The sequence below is a fragment of the Citrobacter amalonaticus genome (assembly GCF_002918555.1).
Lineage (GTDB): Bacteria > Pseudomonadota > Gammaproteobacteria > Enterobacterales > Enterobacteriaceae > Citrobacter_C > Citrobacter_C amalonaticus_A.
The window spans coordinates 104272-122039 of sequence record NZ_PQMB01000009.1 but is presented as its reverse complement, the minus strand read 5'-3'; the positions used below and the strand labels follow the sequence as shown (position 1 = coordinate 122039).

At 53.5% G+C, this 17768-nt stretch carries 16 protein-coding genes; 6 read left to right on the top strand and 10 right to left on the bottom strand.

All coding sequences use genetic code 11. The features are described 5' to 3' along the window. Window positions 1-64 precede the first annotated feature (64 nt). The 9 genes from flgJ to flgB form a co-directional block, all read right to left on the bottom strand. Window positions 65-1018 (bottom strand): flagellar assembly peptidoglycan hydrolase FlgJ, encoded by a 954-nt coding sequence (flgJ, locus tag C3432_RS26030; protein ID WP_103780358.1) that lies wholly within the window; start codon window positions 1016-1018, stop codon window positions 65-67. After that, window positions 1018-2124, bottom strand: a complete 1107-nt coding sequence (locus C3432_RS26025) for a flagellar basal body P-ring protein FlgI (protein WP_374755491.1) — start codon at window positions 2122-2124, stop codon at window positions 1018-1020. The genes flgJ and C3432_RS26025 overlap by 1 nt, the downstream gene beginning before the upstream one ends. Before the next feature lie 26 nt (window positions 2125-2150). Beyond that, the gene (gene flgH / locus C3432_RS26020) at window positions 2151-2813 is read right to left on the bottom strand and encodes a flagellar basal body L-ring protein FlgH (RefSeq protein WP_258041673.1); all 663 of its coding nucleotides are present in this window, start codon (window positions 2811-2813) and stop codon (window positions 2151-2153) included. 150 nt (window positions 2814-2963) lie between these two features. After that, window positions 2964-3746, bottom strand: coding sequence for a flagellar basal-body rod protein FlgG (gene flgG, locus C3432_RS26015; RefSeq protein ID WP_103780353.1), 783 nt, complete (start codon window positions 3744-3746; stop codon window positions 2964-2966). Between the two features lie 20 nt (window positions 3747-3766). Beyond that, window positions 3767-4501, bottom strand: coding sequence for a flagellar basal body rod protein FlgF (locus C3432_RS26010; RefSeq protein WP_103780350.1), 735 nt, complete (start codon window positions 4499-4501; stop codon window positions 3767-3769). Window positions 4502-4513: 12 nt separating this feature from the next. Beyond that, window positions 4514-5737 (bottom strand): flagellar hook protein FlgE, encoded by a 1224-nt coding sequence (flgE, locus tag C3432_RS26005; protein WP_103780348.1) that lies wholly within the window; start codon window positions 5735-5737, stop codon window positions 4514-4516. A 41-nt stretch (window positions 5738-5778) separates the two neighbouring features. Then, the gene (locus C3432_RS26000; RefSeq protein ID WP_103780346.1) at window positions 5779-6456 is read right to left on the bottom strand and encodes a flagellar hook assembly protein FlgD; all 678 of its coding nucleotides are present in this window, start codon (window positions 6454-6456) and stop codon (window positions 5779-5781) included. An 11-nt stretch (window positions 6457-6467) separates the two neighbouring features. Next, window positions 6468-6872 carry a flagellar basal body rod protein FlgC gene (flgC, locus tag C3432_RS25995; RefSeq protein WP_103780344.1) on the bottom strand — a complete coding sequence of 135 codons (405 nt, stop codon included), beginning with the start codon at window positions 6870-6872 and terminating at the stop codon, window positions 6468-6470. Window positions 6873-6880: 8 nt separating this feature from the next. Next, on the bottom strand, window positions 6881-7294 hold the full coding sequence (gene flgB / locus C3432_RS25990) for a flagellar basal body rod protein FlgB (RefSeq protein WP_103780342.1): 414 nt from the start codon (window positions 7292-7294) through the stop codon (window positions 6881-6883). A gap of 270 nt (window positions 7295-7564) precedes the next feature. Here flgB and flgA point away from each other — a divergent pair, with 270 nt between their 5' ends. The 6 genes from flgA to C3432_RS25960 all read left to right on the top strand — a co-directional run bounded on the left by flgA (window position 7565) and on the right by C3432_RS25960 (window position 15879). Further along, a complete protein-coding gene (gene flgA, locus C3432_RS25985) occupies window positions 7565-8266 on the top strand; it encodes a flagellar basal body P-ring formation chaperone FlgA (RefSeq protein WP_103780340.1) in 702 nt (233 codons plus the stop codon). Window positions 8267-8345: 79 nt separating this feature from the next. Then, complete coding sequence (flgM, locus tag C3432_RS25980) at window positions 8346-8624, top strand: flagellar biosynthesis anti-sigma factor FlgM (RefSeq protein WP_258041663.1); 279 nt, start codon at window positions 8346-8348, stop codon at window positions 8622-8624. Between the two features lie 28 nt (window positions 8625-8652). Next, window positions 8653-9096: a flagella synthesis protein FlgN gene (locus C3432_RS25975; protein ID WP_103780336.1), complete on the top strand. Its 444-nt coding sequence runs from the start codon at window positions 8653-8655 to the stop codon at window positions 9094-9096. A 291-nt stretch (window positions 9097-9387) separates the two neighbouring features. Further along, window positions 9388-10764 carry an SrfA family protein gene (locus C3432_RS25970; RefSeq protein WP_103780334.1) on the top strand — a complete coding sequence of 459 codons (1377 nt, stop codon included), beginning with the start codon at window positions 9388-9390 and terminating at the stop codon, window positions 10762-10764. Window positions 10765-10768: 4 nt separating this feature from the next. After that, window positions 10769-13741: a virulence factor SrfB gene (locus C3432_RS25965; protein ID WP_103780332.1), complete on the top strand. Its 2973-nt coding sequence runs from the start codon at window positions 10769-10771 to the stop codon at window positions 13739-13741. Continuing rightward, window positions 13738-15879, top strand: a complete 2142-nt coding sequence (locus tag C3432_RS25960; RefSeq protein ID WP_103780330.1) for a virulence factor SrfC family protein — start codon at window positions 13738-13740, stop codon at window positions 15877-15879. The genes C3432_RS25965 and C3432_RS25960 overlap by 4 nt, the downstream gene beginning before the upstream one ends. Before the next feature lie 255 nt (window positions 15880-16134). On the opposite strand, the gene C3432_RS25955 is transcribed toward C3432_RS25960, so the two are convergent. Then, entirely contained in the window at window positions 16135-17691 is a 1557-nt protein-coding gene (locus tag C3432_RS25955; RefSeq protein ID WP_103780328.1) for a methyl-accepting chemotaxis protein, read from the bottom strand. Window positions 17692-17768: the final 77 nt, after the last annotated feature.

Genomic DNA, 17768 nt, shown 5'->3' with positions numbered 1-17768 from the left:
GCGAAAATTCTCACTCTCTTATTGATCTATCGGTGCCTGTAAAAATAACTAAAACACTAAGCCACTAAAAAATCGAAGAAAGGTCGTTTTTGTACGCATTTAACGCTTCATTTACATTTTGTTTAACTTGTTGTATCACGGAGATCAGTTTTTTGGCGTATTTCGGGTCAGTGGCATAACCCCCCGACTGCAATGCATGAGCGGCCCCCTCGAGCGACGATGCACGGACCACATTCTGATAGCGCGGATTTCTGGACAGGAGCGACGCGTAGTCTTCCAGGGCGTGTGAATAGGAGTCGTAGACGCGGAAGGCGGCTTTCACTTTTTGCGCCTTGCCGTTGACGTACTCCGTGGTGGTGATTTCCGTCGTCTTCCCTTTCCAGTTGCCGGTCGCCTTAATACCAAACAGGTTATGGCTCGGTTTGCCTTCCTGCGTCAGGATTTCACGGTTGCCCCAGCCCGACTCAAGTGCGGCCTGTGCAATAATCAGCTGATGAGGAATACCGCTTTTCTGCGAAGCTTCAATGGCTGGCGTCATCAGCCGCGAGATGAAGCTGTCACTTTTTATGCTGCGGTTGGCAAAACGCGCCCGCGCCGTTTCTCCCTGAACCTCTTTATTCTCCTGCTGCACAGGACGCTGAGGTGAAGGCTTAAATGAAGACGTATCCAACGAAAGCGGCACATAGGCCGTTTCGGTTACCGCTTTACCTTCCGACGGGTCAACCCCCATCTGCTTCAGCATCATATCAGCCAGGCCGAGATTGCCTTTGGCGGCAATCTCCTGAGAAATCTGCTGGTCATACATGGAGGTGAACATCTCGGTCTGCTGCGTATTGAACAGACCGTCTTTGAAGGATGCCTCGCGCATGCTTTTGAGCATCATCTGCACAAACATGCCCTCCATCTGTTTTGCCGCCGCCTTTAAGCCTTCCTGCGGATCTTCCCTCGACGCCCGCTTCAGCGAATCGAGGGTGCGAAGATCAAACGCAGCGCCCCCCTGTAATGACGAGCTGTTCATTAGTTAGTCTCCAGCTTAGCGCGCAGACAGCCGGCGCTTTTCATGGACTGCAGAATGGACATCAGGTCGTTTGGCGTCGCGCCAAGACTGTTCAATGCCCGGATCACGTTGTTCAGATCCGCACTGGTATTCACACGTTGCAGCGAGCCGCGACCTTCCCGGACCGAGACGCGAGAATCCTGTGTCACCACAGTCTGCCCACCGGCAAATGGCGTATCCGGCTGGTTAACCACATTATTCGTTGAGACTTCCACCGTCAGATCGCCCTGTGCCACCGCGCAGGCATCAAGCCGCACATGGCGGTTCATCACGACCGAACCGGTGCGCGAGTTCACAATAACGCGGGCATCCATCGGACCAATGTTGACCTGAATATTCTGCACATCGGCCAGGAAACGCACGCGCGCGGCGCTGTCCATCGGGGCAAAGAGTTTCACCACGCGGGCATCTTCCGGCATGGCGGCGCCGCCGCCAAAACGGTTGTTAATGGCATCACTGATCTGCTGCGCCAGAGAGAAATCCCCGTCGTTCAGCTGTAAACGAAGCACATTCTGCTCACCAAAGTTCATAGGAACTTCACGCTCAACCGTTGCACCGTTGGTAATACGGGCACCGTTTAGCTGGTTGCTCTGCACACTGTTACCGCCACCCTGAGCGCCGGTTCCTGAAACCAGCAGGTTGCCCTGCGCCAGCGCGTAGATTTGATTATCCACACCTTTCAGCGGCGTCATTAGCAGCGTGCCGCCGCGTAAACTTTTGGCGTTACCCATAGAGGAGACCACAACATCGATGTTCTCCCCTGCGCGGGCAAACGGAGGAAGGTCGGCGGTCACCATTACCGCTGCGACGTTTTTCAACTGCATATTCGTTCCGGGAGGAACCGTGATCCCCAGCTGAGAGAGCATGTTGTTCAGGCTCTGCGTGGTAAACGGCGTTTGCATCGTCTGATCGCCCGTACCGTCGAGGCCCACCACCAGGCCATAACCCATAAGGGAGTTGCTCCGCACACCCTGAACGGATGTCAGGTCACGGATGCGCTCGGCGTATGCCGACTGCGGCAGAACGATCATGACCCCCATACAAAACAGGCTGAGGCATAAAGTCATAAAAATGTGTTTCATTATCCCCCCCTTTAGAAAGGTGAAACGTTGAGGAACAGACGCTGTAGCCAGCCCATCTGTTGCGCTTCATTGATATAGCCGTTACCGACATATTCGATACGTGCATCGGCCACCTGGGTCGATACCACGGTGTTGCTGCCGCTGATGGTTCGCGGATTCACAACGCCGGAAAAACGGATGAATTCGGTGCCCTGGTTGATGGCAATTTGTTTCTCACCCACCACGTTGAGGTTGCCGTTATCAAGCACCTGATTCACCGTGACGGTAATGGTTCCACTGAAGGTATTTTGCGCGGCTGCGCCGCCTTTTCCGTTAAAGCCGTTGTCGCCACTGATGGCGGTATTCGCGCGATCGCTACCAAATAAACCATTCAGCATGCGCGGCACGGTTTCAAAATTCAGACCGGCGGAACCGTCACGAGACGCGTTGGCCGATGAGCTTTTACTGGCGCTGACGTTTTCCTGTAACACGATGGTCAGCGTGTCGCCCACATTCCTTGGGCGTCGATCCTCGAACAAGGGTTGATAGCCGTAGTTCATGGCCTGTCCACTTTGAAAGATCGAACCGTTCGCCGTTACACGAGCCGCCGGAACCGGACTTGCAGTCGTCTGCCCATCTACAAGTGGCTTATGAGGGATATACGCACAGCCGCCCAGCAATACCGCCAGCGACATACAAGCCAGCTTTTGGAAAACGGAAGGAAGGGTGCAGCGTTGAGACGTCCCGGTCATAACGGAACAAGGTTGATTTTTCATTTCATTCACGACATCCGGATGCCCGGGTAACGGTTCTCACGTGGAGCAAAGCCGCTACCCGGGATGCGGTCAAAGTTGCATAAGTCGCTGCAACATCTGATCCGATGTTGAGACGGCTTTGCTATTAATTTCATACGCTCGCTGCGTCTGGATCATGTTGACCAGCTCTTCAGCGACGTTAACGTTAGAGGTTTCGACAAACCCCTGGCTCAGCGTTCCGGCCCCGTTAAGGCCCGGCGTGGATTCGTTCGGTGCGCCGGACGCCTGGGTTTCGCGATACAGATTTTCACCGATGCTTTCCAGACCCGATTCATTGATGAACGTCGCCAGCGTCAACTGTCCAACCTGCTGTGGTGCCGTCTGACCCACAATGGTGACGCTCACGATGCCGTCCTTACCAATGGTCAGGGTATTCGCATCCTGCGGGATGTTGATCGCCGGCTGGACCTGATAGCCACTTGATGTGACCAGCTGGCCGTTCTGATCGAACTGGAACGAACCGTCGCGCGAATAGGCGGTGCTGCCATCAGGTAACTGAACCTGGAAAAAGCCTTTCCCCTGAATCGCGACATCTTTGCTGTTGTTGGTCTGCGTCAGACTGCCCTGGCTATGGATCCTTTCGGTGGCGACCGGTCGAACCCCGGTACCCAATTGCAGACCCGACGGGATCGTCGTCTGTTCGGAAGACTGCGCGCCCGGCTGGCGCAACGTTTGGTACAGCATGTCTTCAAACACGGCACGCTGACGCTTAAAGCCGTTGGTACTAACGTTTGCCAGGTTGTTGGAAATCACATCCATATTGGTCTGCTGTGCTTCCAGACCGGTTTTGGCAATCCATAAAGAACGAATCATCGTATTTCTCCCTGTCGGCCTTATGAGATGGTAAGTAGCTGGTTAGCAGAGCGGGCGTTCTCATCGACAGTGCTGATCACTTTCATTTGCATGTCGAAGGTTCGGGCACCGGCAATCATATCCACCATGGATTTCACCGGGCTAACGTTGCTGCTTTCCACGGCGCCGGGAATCAGCTTCATTTCCAGATCCGCAGCGAGTTCGCCGTCGTTACCGTAAAACAGGCCATCATCACCCATGCGCATGGACTGAATATCCGCGTTGACGAGCTTAATGCGCCCGACCTGGGCCATCGCGGAGGGTTCATCCCCGGCTCCCAGAGCGGAGATCGTGCCGTCCGGTGCAATGGTGATTTCTGACTGTGGCGGTACGGCGATCGGACCACCATCCCCCATCAGGGCAAACCCGCGCACGCTTAGCTGACCATCAGCATCCACTTCAATATTCCCGGCGCGGGTATACGCCTCAGAGCCATCCGCTGTTGCGACGGCCAGCCAGCCGCTCTGCGGTAAGGCCACGTCCAGATCGCGACCGGTATGGTTAATCATCCCCATGGTGCTGTCGTGATAAGGGGTCGATTCCGTTACCAGCGTGCGGGTTTCTACGCTCGGCCCGTTGACCGGCACGGCACGGTAAGCCATGAGCTGGGCACGAAACCCCGGCGTCGAGGTATTCGCGAGGTTGTTAGACGTCACCGCCTGACGGTTCAGGGCAGCATTCGCTGCCCCCATGGCGGTATAAATCGCGCGATCCATATCAGTCCGCCATTAGCCCAGGTTTACGAGAGTCTGCAGCAGTTCCGACTGTGTCCGGATAGTCTGCGAGTTTGACTGGTAGTTACGCTGGTAAACGATCATGTTGACCATCTCCTGGCTCAGATCCACGTTCGACGCTTCCAGACGGTTACCGTACAGGGTGCCCAGATTGCCGGTGCCAGAAATACCGTTAACCGGCTGACCTGACTGGGGCGTTTCTGACCAGCAGTTATTGCCTTCAGACTGCAGGCCGCCCGGGTTGGTAAAGTTGGACAGCACGACCTGACCCAGAACCTGCTTCTCACCATTGCTGTAAGAGGCAATCACTTCGCCGTTGTCGCCAATCACATAGCCATTCATCATGCCAGGCGCATAGCCGTTGGTGCTTGGGCTGTCCATCGCCGTGTCAGTGGCCTGCTGCGTCATGCCAAACATGTCGATATCGAAGTCCAGCGCATCCGCACCGTTGTAGCCTGCGCTCTTTACATTCAGCGTTGCCGGGTTAGTCACCAGCTGGCCTGCCGCATCGAAGGTCAGCTCTGTGGACTGGTACACCACGTCACCATCGTCATCCAGCACCGGAGAGGTGGTGTCGCTGGAGTAAGCTGTCCAGGTGTTATCATCGTTTTTCACGTAATACACGTTGATCGTGTGCTTGTTGCCCTGGCTGTCGTACGCGTCAACCTGCGTTACGGAGCTGTAGCTTTTCGGATCGGTCGGATCGAATTCAATATCCGGATCGACAGCTTCCGTTCCTGAATCCAGGTTACCTTTCATGGTGCCGCTGGTTGAGGCGCTGGCCATCATCTGACCTGAGGGAATTTGAATCGGCCCGATGGCGGCACCTTCCTGGATAGTCGGCGGCGTGCCCGTCGCCTGGTAACCGGTCAGATACATGCCCTGGTTGTTCATGATGAAGCCGTTTTCATCACTCTTGAACTGACCATTACGGCTGTAGAACACGCTTCCCGCTTCATTCACCATGCGGAAGAAACCGTTGCCTGAAATACCCATATCCAGGTTGCTGGTACCCTGACCCAGTACGCCGTCGCTGAAGTTCTGGTTAACGCCGGCAACCTGTACGCCCATCCCGATCTGTGAACCGGCGAAAACATCAGCAAACGCAATGGAACCGGATTTAAAGCCAACGGTTTGCGAGTTCGCAATGTTGTTGCCCACCACATCCAGGGCCTGTGAAGCGGAGTTCAGTCCGCTAAGTCCTTGAGAAAAACTCATTAATTTCTTTCCTGACGCAAATTGATAAATATAAAAGTGGATTACTCGACCAGGTACACTTCGCCCAGGGTCGCATTACCCAGCAGGCCAAGTTCCAGTACCGCGCCGGTTGGGGTGTACGACACCCCCTGTACGGTTGCTTTTTTGAGCGAGACAATTTCTGGTGTACTGCCATCCGAATTAGAGGCGGAAAGCGAAACGGTGAAATTGCCGTTTTCGATAGTTCCTGGATCGGCTGGCTGGAAGTTTTCCAGATCGTCCATGGTGTACTGCTGAACGCCGGCCTTCACGTTCTTCAGATCGGCCGTGTACGCATTCCCCTGCTCATCCGTCAGCACCACGGAAACCACGTCTGCATCGCTGCTAAGAGAGAATGCAAAGCCCTGATTACCGTCTTCCGCATTAGAAATAACGGAGTCACCTTCAATCAGGATGTTGCGACCAATCCACTGGGTGGCGTTCATCTGCTGCATACTGGTTACCAGCATCCCCACCGCGCTGACGGTTGTGTTCAGCTGCTGAACGCCTGCCGCCGTCTGGAACTGCGTCAGCTGGGAGGTCAGCTGATTGTTATCCATCGGGTTGGTCGGATCCTGGTTCTGCATCTGCGCGACCAGAAGCGTCATGAAGTTATTCATTAACTCATCGACGGTATCGCCCATCGTGTTACTGCTGCGCGCGGTGGCGCTGGTTTCATTCATTACTGCCGATACGGCCATGCTGTGTATCCTTATTGACCCAGTGTCAGTGTTTTCAACATCAGCGTTTTCGCGCTGTTCATCACTTCCACGTTGGCCTGATAGCTACGGGAAGCTGAAATGGTGTTCACCATCTCGCTGACCACATCGACATTCGGCATACGCACATACCCTTTATCGTCGGCCAGTGGATTGCCGGGCTCGTATACGAGGCGATCGGGAGCATTACTCTCTACAACATCGCTCACGTTGACGCCGCCAATCGCCTGCCCGGGCGCCGCTTTCACTTCAAAAACAACCTGACGCGCCCGATAAGGATTGCCGTCGGGCCCCACAGCGCTATCCGCGTTCGCCATATTGCTGGCGCTGACGTTCAGGCGCTTGGATTGCGCCGCCATTGCTGATCCAGAAATATCTAAAATACTAAATAAGGACATAACAGTGATTAACCCTGACTAATGACGCTCATCATGTTCTTAATTTGAGAACCAAGAACCGTTAAGCTGGTCTGATACTTCACGTTATTGTCAACAAAGTTGACGCGTTCACGATCCATATCTACGGTATTCCCGTCGATACTCGGTTGATCCGGTATCCGGTATAACAGTTGACTGTTATCAATTGCGGATACAGAGGCAGGAATATGATTGCCTGAAGTTAGCGTCAGATTAAATGAAGAATTAATCGACTGCCCTTTCTCTATCGCCCCCTTTAACTGCGAAGCAAAATCAATATCCCGCGCCTGATAATTTGGCGTATCTGCATTGGCTATATTCGACGCTAATATGTCTTGTCGCTTGCTCAACAAGCTTAATGCCTGCTGTTGGAACTGGAACGAATTATCAAGCTTATCGAGCATAACGCTGTGGACCTCTGTACATAAAATATCAACCTCACTATCTTAATTCCTATTGATGCAATTCTATACTTTGAAAATACGTCAAAAGTAACAGCTTTTAGCGGACTAATTCTTGTTAGCAGAATATTCTCATTTGAACGGGCAATATGCTGACAACCTTGTCGGCATTTGGCGCATTTGGATTTAGGATTAATGGAATATACTTTTTATCAATTCAATTTCCTGCTAATGATTTTTATCGTATGCCCGTATAAATAAGGTTACCTATACATGTTTCGCCGCGCTCGCTCTCTCTCTCCTGCAACGGTTCTCCTTTATACCGCACTGATCTGCGTGGGGCTGTTGATCGGCGAATCTGCTCACGCCAGCCCTCTCGAAAGACAGATTACTGAACTCGTTAACCGGGGACTGGATAAAAACATTACCAGAACCATCACCTTGCTCACCCCGGAAAAGCAGCGCGACGCGATATGCGAAAACCCCGTACTGTCTCTGAGCGGCAACGATACGCGCCTGGCCGGTAACCGAAGCGTGATAGCCCAGTGCGGCACTGAACGAAAATTTCTGCAAATCGCGATAAAAGCCGAAGGCCGGTGGTGGGTCGCCAACAGAACGCTGGCCGCCGGCGCGACAATTGAGGCCGGCGATATCAAACAGCAACAGGGCAGCATGGATCGACTCCCCGCCGGGACAATGATGAATAAAGATGACATCATCGGGCGGGTGACCACGCGGGCGATCAACGCCGGACAGCCGGTGCAGACCAGTCAATTGCGCCAGAACTGGGCAATCACCGCGGGCGAAAATGTCGAGATACAGCTTAAGGGGGCAGGATTTCTCATACGCACCAGCGGGAAGGCCGTGGATAACGCCGCGCTCAACGAAAACGTTCGGATCAAAACCAGCAGCGGTCAAATGGTGACCGGAAAAGTGCTTTCAGCAGGAAAAGTTCTCGTTTCAGCTCAACATTAACTTTAGTTAATTTCATTCGCTCCGATATATATTTCATAAGCAAGTGAATACCTCATTAACACGACTGGCGAGGATGATTATGAGCATCGAACGTACACTGCCTGTAACACCTGGCAGCACTCAACATGATGTGACACTGCGCACAAAAACACGCGAAACCAACGCGGAACCCGCAGAGAAAGTCTGTGACGCAGGCTCTAATTTCAAACTGAGCGCGTTGACACAACAGATCCAGAATGACAGCGGAAATGATGTCAACGTAGAACGTCTTGCCAGTATCAAAGCGGCGATGGATGCAGGTGAGTTACAGATTGATACCGATAAAATCGCTCATGCCTTACTGCAAGATTTATTCTGAATTTCATAACAGTTAGCGAACATCTTACATGGAAAATTTACGTTCTATTCTGACCAAAATTGAAGATACCATGGTTGAGCTGGAAGCCATTTTGGCCGAAGAAATGAACCAGCTAAGACGACCTCAAATTAACCCTGTGTCTTTGCAAATTGTTGCCGACACAAAGAGCAGATTGTTATCGACGATCAGCTATTATGATGAGCTGCGCCGTCAGGAAGAGCTACGCCTGAATCTTGAAGCACCTTACTATCAGAACGCAGCCTTCTCCCGAAGCTGGAAAAACATTACCGAGCGGGTTACCAGCGCCAACCAGTACAACCAGAATATCTACAGTCTTTTGGATATTCATATGCAGAAGATTAATAATCTGAAGACAATTGTAAATAAGGCTGAAAATGGCACTGCACTCTACAGTCAGGATGGACAATCGAGAGCCGGACGCTCAGGCAAAGTGTATAATTTCAGCATTTAACGACGTCCCCAAATTCTACGCAGATTTACTTTTCCGGAAGCATCTTTACATCTGTAAAGAAGCTTCTTTTCTCTATTAATTATCACTAATATCACACCTCGCAGATCGAAGTTAATAACAGCGACAACACAGTCAGCGATAAAATTTAACGATTCATACCCAATCGCTTTATTAAACCGCATTTCCGCGGCATCTTCTCCCGTTCCATTTCCGTTTTTTTTTGCGCAAAAACGCTACCATATATGGCGTTATCTCCTCGTTATTTTCGCATTTAATTAATAAGGTCAATGAGTGGTAAAAAAATTATTACGCAGCGGCAATCTTAATGATTTTCTCGCGCTGGGCGAAAACGGACAAACTATTTTTGATTCTGCCGTACAGATCCGCGAAACGCTGCGCCTGAGAGGACAGCACGCGCTGGCGAACTCTCTGGCTATCCCTCAGCCTGATGAAAACGGCGAAAAAGTCGACTGGTATTCTCCCCGCAGCGGCGGCGTCACAACATGGATGGCGGCCACGCTTTTACAACGCGAACAGGCATTACGTAGCCTGGAAAAAAACCTGCTTACGACGGAAAAACTGAGCCGACACTGCCAGCTCAGCGACAGATCGTCCATCAAGCTGTTCGGCGCACTGCTGGAGAACGTTTTCCGTTTCCCGGGCTGCCAGTATGTTTATCTGGTAGACGGCGAACCGGTGATCACCTTCTGGGGATTCAATGCTCTGAATGTTCCCGTCCGTGAAAATGCGCTGGATCTCCTGCGTGACACACTGCTGCCAGAACCTGAACCAGAACCGGTGGATGAACCAGAGGTCAACGCAGAACCTCCGCTGATGCAGGCTCCTGAAGCAGAAGATCGCTTCATTGATGACCCGCGTCCCCTGATTGTCACCCTGAGTCAGCCAGAAAAACCGCCTGTCGCGCCTCTGCCGGACGACCTGCCGCCGCCTGAAATTGTGGATGAAGCGACACCGCCTCCTGTGCCGCAGCCGTCTGGCAGGAAGAAGACAAAACGCCTGCTGGTGCTGGCGGCAGGCATCATCACGGCGGCAGTCCCCGCCGCCTGGCTGGTCGGCGCCGAACATTTAACGTTCGCTCCGGTTGTCTCCACAGCGGATGTTACACCGCCTGAACCCGCCGTTGTCGCTCAGGTACAGCCTGCCCCACCGAAGCCGACCCTCAACGCTGAACTCCCGCTTATGCAGGCCAAAGTTTCAGCACCGGTCGTGGAAGAAAAACCGCCAACAGTCACCGAAGTGGCCGTTGCTGAAGAGCCGATCCCCAAAGACGCGCTTGTGCTTCCTGCCGCCTCAGTGAAAGCCGGAAGTACGCGCTTCATGAATGGTAACTGGCGCGCAACGATCGACTATAAGGACGCGATTGGCGGAAAGCCGCCCGTTCTTCGCTATCAGATAAATAACAACGCAGGGACCGTCCGCCTGACGATGGGGGAGAATATTACCTGCCGGACAGAGATTTCCTCCGGACTGATGCAGTCAGGAAATCTTGTCATTAAACCCCGAGGCAACGCGCGCTGCTCTGACGGTAGTCGCTACACGCTCCCGGAAGTCATTTGCACCCAGGGACTGACGGGCGCCGCCCAATGCACAGGCCGTTATAACAACGATACCGTGGTTCCTGTGGCCTTTCGTAAAGTGAGTAAATAAGTCAATGCTGGCAAACCTTATCGGCTATAAATCCGCTGTTACGCTGATAAAAAACAGCGGGATCCAGTTCCTCGATTTCGGATTACGTCCTGATGTGACGCGTTCCGCTCATGGTAATTTTGCACGCCAAAGTGCGAACGGTCCCCTTCTGCGTCTCGATTATGATGCGCAAATAGGCAAGTTCACCCTTCCAGGAGAAGAGCACGGCACGTCGGAGATCGTCCGTCCGGAAAAAAGATGGACGCTGGATACCTCGCTGAACGTACTGGACGGCGTTTGGTTACCGCTGCCTTTTTTACGCGTGAGTGGTCGCCGCACGTTTATCGGTGGACCTGACAACTGGGCGCGTATGCAGATCCGTCAGCTCGACGCGCCGGACGCCACGGGCAATACCCTCCGCGTCTGCATCGCCTTTGACACCCGTATCGTCCCTGAAAATTCGGAAGATAGTACGCTGGCCCCCAGCACCGCCGATGTCCGTAACGGCTCCCGTTTCGCGCTTGCGTGGCGTAACCATGAGATTAGCGAATTTCTTGACCAGACCTGGGTCAACGGCTGGCTACGGGAAAGCTTTATGCAGTACCTGAACCAGCAGGAAGATCTCAGCGAACACGACATCACCAGCGCGATGAAGATGTTTGAATATCAGGGCCACTATCTCAACCTGCTGGAAATGCTGGCAGAACAGATTCAGATACCGGAAATCCAGATCACCAGTGAAACGCTGCACGTTCCGGCGATCCCCGTTGACCTGGTGCTGGATGTCGGGAACACGCACACCTGCGGCGTACTGATTGAAGATCATGGCGACCAGAATAACGGTTTACGCCAGTGCGCAGAGCTTGAAATACGCTCGCTTAGCCAACCGCAGACGTTCAGCGACTCCCTGTTTTCCAGCTATATGGAGTTCAGCGAGGCCCGCTTCGGTAAATCACATTTTTCAATGGAAAGCGGCCGCGACAATGCGTTTATCTGGCCGTCGATCGTCCGCATTGGCGAAGAAGCACTCGCGCTGGCCACCAGACGCCAGGGCACCGAGGGCGCCAGCGGGATCTCCAGCCCGCGCCGCTATCTCTGGGATGAAACGCCCACCCATCAGGCCTGGCGCTTCAGCCAGATGACAGGGAAAACGCCAAGAGAGCCGCACGCCGCCGCGTTGCCGTTGATGAATCTGATCAATGATGATGGTGAGCCGCTCTATCCTCTGCCCATGGATGAGCGCCTGCCCGTATTCACCCCAACCTACAGCCGCAGCTCCCTGATGACGATGATGTTATGCGAACTGCTGGCGCAGGCACTTTCACAGATCAATAGCGTCAGCCATCGCCATAAGCTGGGTCACCCGGATGCTCCCCGCCGCCTGCGCCATCTGATCCTGACGTTACCTTCGGCCATGCCGAAACAGGAACGCGAGATCTTTCGTCAGCGTACAGAAGAAGCCATTGCCCTGGTCTGGAAAGCGATGAACTGGCACCCTCAGGATGAGGATTTCTCGACGCAGCGTCGGGAAGAACGTACCACCGTGCCGGTCGCGACGGTACATATGGAATGGGATGAGGCCACCTGCGGCCAGCTGGTATGGCTCTATAACGAAGCCATGATCAACTACTCCGGCCACAGCCGCGTGTTTTTCCGAAGCCTGGCGCGTCCTGAACGTCAGCTGGCCGAAGATGAAACCCCTGGCACCACACTGCGCGTCGCGTCGATCGACATCGGTGGTGGCACCACGGACATGGCGGTGACGCAGTATCAGCTGGACGACGGTCTCGGAAGCAATGTCAAAATTGTCCCTCGCCTGCTGTTCAGGGAAGGATTTAAGATCGCCGGAGACGACATTTTGCTTGATGTCATTCAGCTGAGTGTGTTGCCCGCCATCCAGAAAACCCTGCATGACGCCGGCATTGTCAACGCTGACGGCCTGATGGCACAACTTTTTGGTGAGACCGGGCAAACGGACAGCCACCGTATGTTACGTCAGCAAACCACTCTGCAAATGCTGATCCCGCTTGGTCACGCGATTCTCTCGTTCTGGGAGCAAAGCGCGCAATCCGGTAAAAATGCGGTCTTTGAAGGGGTTATCCGCGATTTACTGCCTCAGCAGCCGACCGCCAATGTACTGCAGTATCTGAATAAAACGCTTCAGCCGCTACTGTCGCCCGCGCACAATGAACTTGATCTGCTCAACACGACGCTACGCGTCGAGGTTGCGGAGCTGGAAGAAGCGCTGTTGAACGGCCGCTTCTCGATTGCCGCGCCGCTGAAATCCCTTTGCGAAGTTATTTCACATTACTGCTGCGATGTCCTGCTGGTGACCGGTCGTCCGTCATGCCTGCCGGGGATCCAGATACTGCTGCGCGCCCTGCAGCCCGTGCCGGTCAACCGCATTCACTGGCTGGAAAATTACCCGATTCAGGAACGATTCCCGTTTGGACGCCACGGACGTATCGGCAATCCAAAATCCACCGCCGCCCTGGGCGCGATGCTGTGCAGCCTGGCGATGGATCTCCGCTTGTCCGGCTTTAATTTTAAAGCGGCAGACATTCAGGCATACTCCACCATCCGTCACCTGGGCATTCTGGACGGCAGCCACCTGCTGAGCGAAGAGAACATTTGGTACGAGGATATCGATCTGGATAACCCGAAGGCCAGGCTGGATAAACGGCTACACTTCCCGTTGCGGGGCAACGTCTGTCTTGGCTTCAGGCAGCTTTCCGACACCCGCTGGCCCGCCTCTCCCCTTTATCTGCTGAAGATTAACTCTTCGGCGCTGGCAAAACATATTGCCGGTGACGGGGTGATCTCGGTGCGACTTCGCTACGACCATGCGAAAAGCGGCTTTGTTCTTGCAGAAGCATTAATGCAGGATGGTACGCCAGTCTCACCCGATATGCTGAGCCTAAAACTGAACACGCTGGCGAACAGCTATCGTGGTGAAAATCACTACTGGATCGACAGTGGGAGCGTATACAGTAAATGAATCAAGCAAATCTGAAACTTCGGTCTGTTGAGCGCTGGATCGCGACCTCCCGTTCCGTATCGCCCCAGCTTGAAATGGAAGCCGACAGCCGCCTGGGAAGATTATCGCATCTGTCGTTTGATCCGGTTGACGCGCTGGCTCAGATGCCAATGACGCTGGGCCTCTACGGTCATTCACCAGAAGGAAAGCATCATCTTCTGAGCGCACTGATTGAGAAGGATGGCTACTGGCCAGGCGTTCTGTTGGGCGATAAAACCTTTAACTACCTGACGCACATCAACCCAGGCGTTGCTCCGTTGATGGCGGTGCGTTTCACCCAAACGCGGCCGCCGAAGGTAGACAATTACCCTCTCCTGCTGGAGCTTTACAGCGAAACGATGCTGGCCATCAAGCTGATGCAGCGTTATCACGAAGGCGGCGACGTCCGTAAAGTCACGGAAAGCGATCTGGCCATCCGGCTTGCCACGCTACAGGCGCGGCGCTTACCGCATCCTGCGTCAGGGGGGGATATTCACCGTTTCGCCGCCGTAACCCAGGCCTGGAAAAACCAGGACTCCCGCGAAGACGGTACCGATGACGGACTGTTATATCAGATAGCGGAACTGGCAGGCTGGTTAAGTATTAGCGATCGCGCTTCATTATTCAGTTTCCTGTGGGGGGATGATCCTGCCGTCACGGAAGAGTGGACGCAGCTTGCCTACACGCTGGCGCAATTGGGCCACGCCGAACAGGTGCTGGCGCCGGCCAGCCTGATTGTCGATAACATGATGTTGCCTGCTGAAGGCTTTCTGATCCCGGCCTGCCAGGATAAGCCCGCAGAGGCTACCGATGTGATGATCTGTCCATTGGAAAATGGACAGCCCGGAACGCACGTCAGCCTGAATAGTGAGCGTCTGGCCCAGCTGTGCGCCTGCCTAACCCTGACGATCGATCATGATGCACCATTGGGCAATATCGATATCATTGATATCCCCGTGGGCGAACTGGACTCGTACGCCCGACGCCTGCAGCCCGACACGCTGCTGATGTGCAATGTCGTGACCGATCACCAGCATACCGCGCAAACGGCACAGATGCTGTGCAACTGGCTCGATCGGACTCAGGACAACACGCCCAGCCCTCTTCCTCGTCTGGTCTGGGCCGTAACCCCGTTCGATCTGCGTTTCCAGGGTCTGGGCCATCTGGATGATGGCGTTCAGCACCTGCTCAATCGCGCAGGAAAGCACTGGGGGATCTTACAGGCTCTGGATAATCACAATCTTTTCACGCTGCGCGAGTGGCTGAAAGATGCGTTAACGCCAAAATACAGAGAACAGCGCCTGTCCGGGCTGAGGGCGTCACGTCAGGCCTGCCTGGACGAGCAGCTTTTCGGTCTGCTCACGCCGACCATCAGTCGCGTAAAAGAGGCTGAAAATCTGGTGCGTGCACTACAGACACACTCAGCCCATTTTGGCGAATTAGTCAGCGAACTGACGCTTTCGCGCAGCCAGCTCCATCAGTGCTGGCTGCAATATCAGCAAAAGCCAGGGCAAACGCTGACGCCTGATCTCACGCTCGATCTGTTTGCGACTGACACCGATGTGCAGCCTGCCGAAAAGCATGATGTCCTGCTTGCCGACATTATTTACAAACGCTGGGTCAATCACGTACGGCAGCTGAGCTGGCGTACGCAGATAGTTGAAAAATTGGGGCTTCCGAAAGAGCAGCTGAGCGCCCTCTGCAATGTTCTGATCATCTCCGCCCATCACCTGGGACTGTGCCAGCACATGCAACAGGCGCTGGCGCCGCATGATAAGAATATGGCACTCGCGATAACCTGTGCGAGCAATGTGTTTAGCGATTATATAAGCTGGCTGGGCTACCAGCATGTGCCTGTGGATCAGCGTCCGGAAAGCAAAGTAAATCCTGGTCGTGCAATCTTCGCCCCTGTGGACCACGCCGGCACGGATAAACGTCTGACCCAATTGGGTGAACAGCAGGTCTTAGGCCATACCCGCTACATTTACGACTGGCTGGTCGGTCTGTATCACCGTGCAACAGATTGCATAACCTCCCCTTACAACACGATGCCAGAAGCTGAAATGAAGTCCCTGTTGTCAATCCTGAACGCGGACGCCCCAGCGGATACGTCGCCGTAAACTGCCCCCGACGATTGCGGGGCAACACATCCCTCTTCAATGTAAAAACTCTCCGCCGAAACAGCGGAGAGTTCTGCGATATAGCCAACATCTGTTACGGGAAGCGCTTGAGTCCATACTCATCCGGGAGGCACTGGTGTATGCCCCCGGATAAGATTTTTTAGTATTAAACGAACGTGGTGAGAGTTGTCAGGTATCCCGTCTGTTTTAAGGCTGACGGGATACCCTGTGGCTGAACGGTCTTAATTACGATATCTATTTGATGTGAAACACCGCAACGGCGTGATTGAGGCGGCCCGCCTGCTGTTCAAGCGAGACAGCAGCTGATGCGGATTCCTCAACCAGCGAACTGTTCTGCTGAGTCACGCGGTCCATTTCCGTCACGGCCTTTGTCACCTGCTCAATCCCGCGGCTCTGCTCATCAGACGCTGACGCGATTTCGTTCATAATATCGGTCACGCGACTGACGGCCCCCACGATTTCCTCCATCGTTTCGCCTGCGCTTTCAACCTGCGTGGAGCCTGTTGAAACTTTACCTACGGACTCATCAATTAAGATTTTGATCTCTTTTGCTGCCTGAGCGCTTCGCTGCGCCAGACTCCGTACCTCGCTGGCGACGACGGCAAAGCCCCGGCCCTGCTCGCCCGCACGCGCGGCTTCAACGGCAGCGTTGAGCGCCAGGATATTCGTCTGGAAAGCGATACCATCAATAACGTTGGTGATATCCGCAATTTTCTGCGAACTGTCGGCAATCTCGTTCATGGTGTTAACCACGTTATCCACCACGTTGCCACCGCGAACCGCCGTTTCAGAGGCCAGCAATGCCAGCTGGCTCGCCTGCTTCGCATTTTCTGCGTTCTGTTTTACCGTTGCGGTCAGCTCTTCCATGCTGGCGGCCGTTTCTTCCAGCGAAGCGGCCTGCTGTTCAGTACGCGCAGAAAGATCGTTGTTGCCAACGGAAATTTCACTTGCCCCGGCATAGATAGCATCAACACCATTGCGAACTTCACCAACGGTTCTCGCCAGTTCATTTTGCATCTCGCGCAGGGTCGAGGCCAGCATACCGACCTCATTGGTCCCCTGAACATCAATATGGTAGATGAGATCGCCTTTTGCAATTTGGCGGATGCTCTCTAACAACGAATTGATCGGCCGAATGAGGACATAACGAATGCCATACCAGATCAGAACGAAAACCAGGACCATGCTCAGCAAAACGCCGAGCAGCGTCAATTTCGCCAGCTTTATCGTACTGTCCGCCTCTTCTTTTACATCCTCATAAATATTCGTAATTTCGTACAGGTACTGGTTGTAGCTTTCTTCCAGCGTATCCTGCATGCGTTGCGTTGGCTGGTTGAGCGCACCATCAAGATCGTTTGATCCCAGCATATGGATAAGATCGGCTAACGCACCATTATAAATATCAAAATCACGGGCGACGCGGGAAATCACCACAGAGCTAATTCGCGGATCGTGCTCAAGGGATTTATGCTCATCCCAAAACTTGTTAGCCTGCTGCAACATTTTTTTGGCAGTCGTTAATAATTCAGGAACCGTTTCTCCCGCCCCTGTATTATTAAGATCCATGAGGTAGCGTATTGCAGCGCGGTTCAGCACATTACGCGTTTGCAACATGGCAGACCATGTCTGATTAAGCGTTTCTTGTTGCATTCGAACTTCTTGCAAATGAACAAGATTATCCTTTTCATCTTCTAATGACTGGAAAAACAACCCACTTGAAGCCAACTGTAGTATGCCCAGCAGAGCCAGAGCAATCATCAGACTCGTAGTAATTTTAATCCGATTTAACATCTTTCCTGTTTCCTGAGAGAGCCTTATGTCATATATCGGTTTCCGAAAAAAAAACTGAAAGACAGAACTCAAGAAAA